Source organism: Blautia sp. BIOML-A1 (assembly GCF_009883055.1).
Taxonomy (GTDB): Bacteria; Bacillota; Clostridia; order Lachnospirales; family Lachnospiraceae; genus Blautia_A.
The window spans coordinates 1-6,333 of record NZ_WWVR01000062.1 but is presented as its reverse complement, the minus strand read 5'-3'; the positions used below and the strand labels follow the sequence as shown (position 1 = coordinate 6,333).

8 protein-coding genes and 2 pseudogenes are annotated in these 6,333 nt (G+C 37.5%); 8 read left to right on the top strand and 2 right to left on the bottom strand.

Going from position 1 to position 6,333, the window contains the following annotated elements; genetic code table 11:
* The coding region (locus GT674_RS16280) for a Crp/Fnr family transcriptional regulator (protein ID WP_161286631.1) at positions 1 to 458 on the bottom strand (458 nt) is incomplete at its 3' end.
* 166 nt (positions 459 to 624) lie between these two features.
* On the opposite strand from GT674_RS16280, the gene GT674_RS17540 reads away from it, so the two are divergent.
* The 8 genes and pseudogenes from GT674_RS17540 to GT674_RS16250 all read left to right on the top strand — a co-directional run bounded on the left by GT674_RS17540 (position 625) and on the right by GT674_RS16250 (position 5,854).
* Positions 625 to 948 (top strand): thioredoxin family protein, encoded by a 324-nt coding sequence (locus GT674_RS17540; RefSeq protein ID WP_055057012.1) that lies wholly within the window; start codon positions 625 to 627, stop codon positions 946 to 948.
* 15 nt (positions 949 to 963) lie between these two features.
* The gene (trxB, locus tag GT674_RS16270; protein WP_005421617.1) at positions 964 to 1,887 is read left to right on the top strand and encodes a thioredoxin-disulfide reductase; all 924 of its coding nucleotides are present in this window, start codon (positions 964 to 966) and stop codon (positions 1,885 to 1,887) included.
* Between the two features lie 134 nt (positions 1,888 to 2,021).
* A pseudogene (locus tag GT674_RS16265) lies at positions 2,022 to 2,408 on the top strand (YaaA family protein); the annotation flags it as partial.
* 132 nt (positions 2,409 to 2,540) lie between these two features.
* Positions 2,541 to 2,627: pseudogene (locus tag GT674_RS18055) on the top strand (Fur family transcriptional regulator); the annotation flags it as partial.
* Positions 2,628 to 2,675: 48 nt separating this feature from the next.
* A complete protein-coding gene (locus GT674_RS16260) occupies positions 2,676 to 4,217 on the top strand; it encodes an ASKHA domain-containing protein (RefSeq protein WP_161286630.1) in 1,542 nt (513 codons plus the stop codon).
* A gap of 80 nt (positions 4,218 to 4,297) precedes the next feature.
* A complete protein-coding gene (locus GT674_RS17845) occupies positions 4,298 to 4,528 on the top strand; it encodes a hypothetical protein (protein WP_173719879.1) in 231 nt (76 codons plus the stop codon).
* Positions 4,529 to 4,827: 299 nt separating this feature from the next.
* Positions 4,828 to 5,487 carry an HD-GYP domain-containing protein gene (locus GT674_RS17840; protein WP_330585634.1) on the top strand — a complete coding sequence of 220 codons (660 nt, stop codon included), beginning with the start codon at positions 4,828 to 4,830 and terminating at the stop codon, positions 5,485 to 5,487.
* Positions 5,488 to 5,680: 193 nt separating this feature from the next.
* A complete protein-coding gene (locus tag GT674_RS16250) occupies positions 5,681 to 5,854 on the top strand; it encodes a hypothetical protein (protein WP_243149179.1) in 174 nt (57 codons plus the stop codon).
* Between the two features lie 90 nt (positions 5,855 to 5,944).
* On the opposite strand, the gene GT674_RS16245 is transcribed toward GT674_RS16250, so the two are convergent.
* Entirely contained in the window at positions 5,945 to 6,247 is a 303-nt protein-coding gene (locus tag GT674_RS16245) for a hypothetical protein (RefSeq protein ID WP_161286629.1), read from the bottom strand.
* Between the last annotated feature and the right edge of the window lie 86 nt (positions 6,248 to 6,333).

Genomic DNA, 6,333 nt, shown 5'->3' with positions numbered 1-6,333 from the left:
TTCCACATGATTTGTTCAATCAGCCACATGACATCAGAAAAACGGGTAGCCATTAACTCATTGGTATAGTTTGCGACAGGAGCAGATTCTTTCATGATGCCCTTATAGATTTCAGCAGGGATGATCCAAAGATCCGTATCTTTTTCTGCTTCAATGGTTACTTCAAATTGAATAGACCGCATGATACATGAGGCGGATAAAAGACACATATCCATATCGAACAGACGGTAAAGTGTAATCTCCCGTCCTTCATCTGAAAGTATGTAAGTTCGAAGCTGCCCGGATTTAACCAGTAATAATCCAGTACAGTCCAGGTTTCCATTGTGAATGATCGTTCCTTTTTTTACATCCCGTGTGATTAAATTGTCTGAAATTAGTTTTTTCTGTGCTGTATTTAAGTCATTCCATAGTGGAAAACAATTTTCGAAGTTCATAACCGTTATCTCCTTTACGAACATAGTATACTTGCTTTTTTTAGATGCGTCAATTATATAACTGGCATATGCCATAAATAGAAATAAAAAGAAGTGTAATAAAGTAAATTATCTTTTCTGTGATATCATCACGGAAGCAAGCACTTATTTGGGGTATATTAAGTTCAAATAGGAGAAGAAGTTGAAAAATATGACATCTATAAATATAAATAAAGAAAAGTTTGGACAATTAATTCATAAGGAAAAACCGGTTTTGGTTGATTTCTGGGCACCTTGGTGTGGTTATTGCCGTAGAATTGGAGCGGCTTATGAAAAAATAAGTGAAGAATACAGCGATATTCTTATTGCTGGAAAAGTGAACATTGATGAAGAACCACAGATTGCAGAAGCTGAAAAGATTGAGGTGATTCCTACGCTGGTTTTATATCGAAATGGAAAGGCAATAGATTCTATTGTTGCACCTGAATCAAAAATAATGATAGAGAATTTTATTAATGAAGCATTGGAAAAATAAAAGGAGGACTGCTGTATGAATGAAAATCATGTTTACGATATGATTATCGTGGGGGGAGGACCTGGAGGGTATACTTCAGCATTATACGCAGCCAGAGCAGGATTTGATACCATTGTTTTAGAAAAATTATCTGCAGGTGGTCAGATGTCATTGACCTGGCAGATTGATAACTATCCTGGTTTTGAAAATGGAATTGACGGATTTTCATTGGCAGAGAAAATGCAAAAACAGGCGGAAAAATTTGGCGCTAAAAGTGAATATGCTGAAGTTTTTAATATGGATTTAACAGGAAAGCTTAAGAGAGTAGAAACTAGTTCGGGAATTTATATTGGGAAAACAGTAGTGATTGCTACTGGAGCAAATCCAAGAGAACTTGGTCTCGCTAAAGAAAAAGAATTGATAGGTCATGGGGTTGCTTATTGTGCCTCCTGTGATGGTATGTTTTATAAAGATAAGATCGTGGTGGTTGTTGGTGGTGGAAATTCTGCTGTATCAGATGCTGTTCTTTTAAGTCGAATTGCTAAGAAAGTCATCATTGTTCATCGAAGAGATACATTACGTGCAACGAAAATCTACCATGACCAGCTGATGAAAACTGAAAATATAGAGTTTCGATGGAACAATACAGTAAATGAACTGATTTATGGAGAACGATTGACTGGTGTGCGGTTGAAAGATACAGTTACAGGAGAAGAAAACATTATAGAATGTGACGGCCTGTTTGTGAGTATAGGAAGAAAACCGACAACAGATTTTTTAGATAATCAGATAGAACTGGATAATAAAGGATATATTGTGGCAGGTGAAAACACTGAAACGAGTATTCCGGGTGTTTATGCTGTAGGAGATGTCAGAACAAAGTTACTTCGTCAGATAGTAACAGCAGTGGCAGATGGTGCTATGGCAGTACATATGGCAGAAGAGTATGTGGAGAAATAATAATCAGAATTTGAATGGTGAACTTTTCATACTGAAATATGTACAATTTCAATAATGACATGAACTTATGGGAATGTATTGCGGATACTTTGTGAACTTTATCCTGATACAATGATTATGCTGATGAAAGAAGGCATCGCCTGGAGATGAAGGCGAAAGCTGAAATAGAAGATACCAAAAATCTATATGACTATTGGGGTGAAAGATTATATCGTTCAGTGCTTGATGACAGCAGGATTATCATTAATCTTGCATCAAAAGAATACTCGAAATGTATAGAAAAATATTTATCAGATAAAGACAAATATATTACGGTTACGTTTTGTGAACAATCAGGGGATAAACTGGTAACAAAAGGTACATATGCTAAGATGGCTCGTGGTGAGATGGTCAGATATATGGCAGAAAAAGAAATTGAAAATCCTGCAGACGTACAAACGTTTGACAGACTTGGATACAATTTTAGAAGAGATTTATCATCTGAAATAGAATATGTTTTTGAACGAAAAATTATGGAATAAGATTGTGCGAAAAAGGGACATTTACAAAGTGCTATTATTTCAATAATAGTAATTATTACTAATTTTATATTGATATTTTAAAACTTCTGATATATACTTCTAATTAAGAATAAATCCTAATAAGGAGGGCAAATGACTAACAGAAGAAATACAATTCAGAAAGATCTTGTGAAAAATGCTGTATATGAAATGAAAAGGCATGTTACAGCAAATGACCTTCTTTTTTTACAGAATAAAAAATGCACAAATTGTAGGGAGATGAATACTATGAGAGGTCTTAGCCGAAAATTATATCTTGATCTTTCTGTTCCAACCGAAGAGGATCAGCGTTCAGACCAGCAGCGCATTCTGGAAGCTTTATCCGCGGAGGGCGTGAAAGAGGAGGTTCATATTCCGGTTCGCATGTTGAGACAACTATATCCATTACTTGATCGTGCAGGTTGGAAAATAACCGTTTCGCTTTCCTGGAATGGAGAAAAATGGGAGCTGGTTGATATAGAAAGCGGAGATACAGCCAGACAGCATTATGGGCTGGCTGTGGATCTTGGAAGTACAACGGTAGTGGTGAGACTTTTAGATTGTAATAGTGGTGAGATATTGGGAGAAGAGAGCTGCTTTAATAAACAGATTCAGTGGGGAACCGATATTTTATCACGTATTTTTTTCTGCAAAGATGACAGGAAAAAACTGGAAGAGATACGGCTTGCTACAGTTGAGTCTATTATAGAGTGCATGGATAAGCTGGATGTAAAGCATCCGGTGTCACGAAAATGTCTGTCTATGGTAGTAGCAGGCAATACCACCATGATCCACTTTCTTTTGGGAATAGATGCTTTCTGTGTCTTTTATACGCCACATGTTGTTCATGCAGACCGTCCGGGATTCCAGCCGGCAAAAGATCTGGACATTCCGCTGAATGGTTATGTATATTGTTATCCGGCGAAGTCTAATTATCTGGGTGGTGACATCATCAGTGGAATGATTGAAACGGAATTATATAAAAAGGATGGAATCAGTGTTTTCTTTGACATTGGAACCAACGGTGAACTTGTGATAGGAAATAAAGATTTTCTTCTTTGCGGCGCCGGTGCGGCGGGGCCTGCATTGGAAGGCGGTGTAGTACACACCGGGATGAGGGCAGATGCCGGAGCAGTGGACAGCGTGAGGATAAGAGGTGGAAAAATCCATGTTCATGTAATTGGTAACTCTTCAGGAAAAATTAGCCCTAAGGGTATCTGCGGTTCCGGTATTGTCGATCTGATTGCGGAACTTTTTTTAGAAGGCTGGATAGATATTCGTGGTAAGTTTTCTCCTGAAAAAACGAATCTTATTCAGAAACGAGAAGGTCAGCTTTGCATAGAATATGCTCCGGGTCTGTATTTTTATCAGAAAGATATCGACGAATTTATTCTTACCAAAGCCGCAGCACATATAATGGTTGAGATCATGCTCCGGGAATCTGGACTTGAACTGAATCAGGCAGATCGATTTTATGTAGCCGGCTCTTTTGGAAAATATGTATCTGTGGAATCAGCCATTACCATTGGGATGTATCCTGACATGGAACGGGAGAAGATGATCAATGCTGGAAATTCTTCGCTGGAAGGAGCACAAAAGCTTTTGCTGAACAAAGAACTTCTTGCAGATATTGATCAGATACTGGAAGAAATGACTTATATACAATTTGCGGAAGTGGATGATTTTCTGGAACAGATGGTAGCTGCCCAGGCCTTACCTCACACAGATTATAAAAAATATCCAACGGTCATGGAAAAATTAAAGAAAAGACAAAACATATGCTTTTATTGATCCGAGGCTGAGAAATCTGTCATGGTAAGCATATTCCAGATTTCTCAGAAAACAGAACAAAGGAGGAGACAAGATCAAAAATGAAATTTGATGTGCTGGGGTTATTAGCAGCCTGCTCATATGCATTGGACTGTGTAGAGGCAGAGCTGATTAAAGTAACAAACAATCATTCTAAACGTGTGGCATATATGGCGGTTTGTACTGCTGAAAAAAATGGGTATACAGGGTCAAAGCCTGCAGGATCTGGCAGAGTGTGCATTGCTGCACGACAATGCAGTGGCACAATATATTCAGGAAGAGCTTCAAAATGACGCTTTACGTAACGGGGTGACGAAGCTGGGAAGGCATTGTACCATAGGAGAAAAAATTCTGAAAAATATACCGTTTCATAATGATGTATCTAATGTCATACTGTACCCCCCATGAAAACGCTGATGGAAGTGAACCTTTTGGAAAACAATGGAATGAAGTACCGTTTTTTGCAAGGATTATCCATATGTGTGATACGATAGATATATTTTGCCGATCTATGAAATCAGATTCGGATGAGTGGAAAAGAACAGAAGAATTTGTAATAAAGTCAAAAGATAAATTGTTTGATTCCTTCTGCGTGGAAGTTTTTTTTAATGCTTTTTCAGATGAAAAAATTCATATGATTGATAATGAAACCCTGGATACGATGTTGTGGAAGAAAGTACCCAGAATAAAGCTGGAACTTAATTTTGCACAGATTAAAGTTATTGCAGATCTTTTTGCCCATATTGTGGACTATAAATCACCCTTTATAAGTAACCACTCAATGGGTGTTGCGGAAAAAATATCAAGGTTCATGGGATTTGATGAGGATATCTGTCAGAAAATGTATATTGCCGGAGCTTTACATGACATAGGAAAGGTCGCAATCGGGAATGAGATTCTGGAAAAACCAGAAAAATTAACCGATGAAGAATTTAAAACGATGAAACATCATGCAGTATATACCTATTATATTTTGTCAGGGATAGATGATTTCGAGGAAATACGAGACTGGGCGGCTCTTCATCATGAAAAGTTAAATGGAAAAGGATATCCTTTTGGAAAAACTGCTGATGAATTAAATAAACCAGAGCGTATTATGGCTTGCATTGATATTTATCAGGCACTTACTGAAGACAGACCTTATAAGAAGGGTTTGTCACATGACAAAGCGTGTGGGATACTTGATGATATGGCACAGAAAGGCTTTGTTGATTCTGATATTTCAAATAAGATCAGAGATTGTTTCGGTTAAATGCAGAGGTACAATTTATTTATACATGTATGTGATAGCATCATGTGACTTGAGAAAGTGAAAATGAAGAGAACGTTGGATAAGATTCTGGCGTTCTTTTTTTGTGTAGGGGTGTTCACAGGGGGTGCATCGTTTAATTGTATCATTTTCGTAGTCGCAACGAATCTATGCGCATGTGGGTATTATCCAAATAATGGAGCTCCTGATTGCCAGAGGTTTTAAAGGCAAAGATGGAAAAACACTGGATCTGGACAGAAAAGCCGGTACCAATACCATTTATGCTCTGAACGCATACAAAAAGTCCAGAAAGATGACTCAGAACGGTATCTGCGATGCTGCAACCTGGAAAGATCTGATTGCTATTTAATGCAGAAAAGATTATAATATAGCAAGGATACTTTCTCACAGAGTGTCCTCAACCCCTTAAAAGGTGCCTCAGACGAGACACCTTATTTTTTTACTTGACACTCTCTTTTAATTCATTGTAAGTATCCCAGTCGATAACTTTTGCGGATAATATAACCTTATCATTCTTTGCTTCCAGTTTAACTACTCCTTGGGATACGAATGCTATAGTTTCCTCAGAGTTTGTTTCATCAACTTTAACGAGAGGACTGTCTAGGACCTCATCCAAAACTTTATCCACTTCGTTCTCATCATACTCATCAGAGTCAAGATTTATATAGTTTGGAAAACGTTCGGGAATAATAATTTCATCGATAATTCTCAGAGCTAATTTTGGGTTGCTGAATTTGTACATATTGTGTACCTCTCTATTCTTTTTAGTGCATGTTCAACAAAAATCCTTGATTTTACTGACTTTGCTGAACAGTTAATAAGTTACAT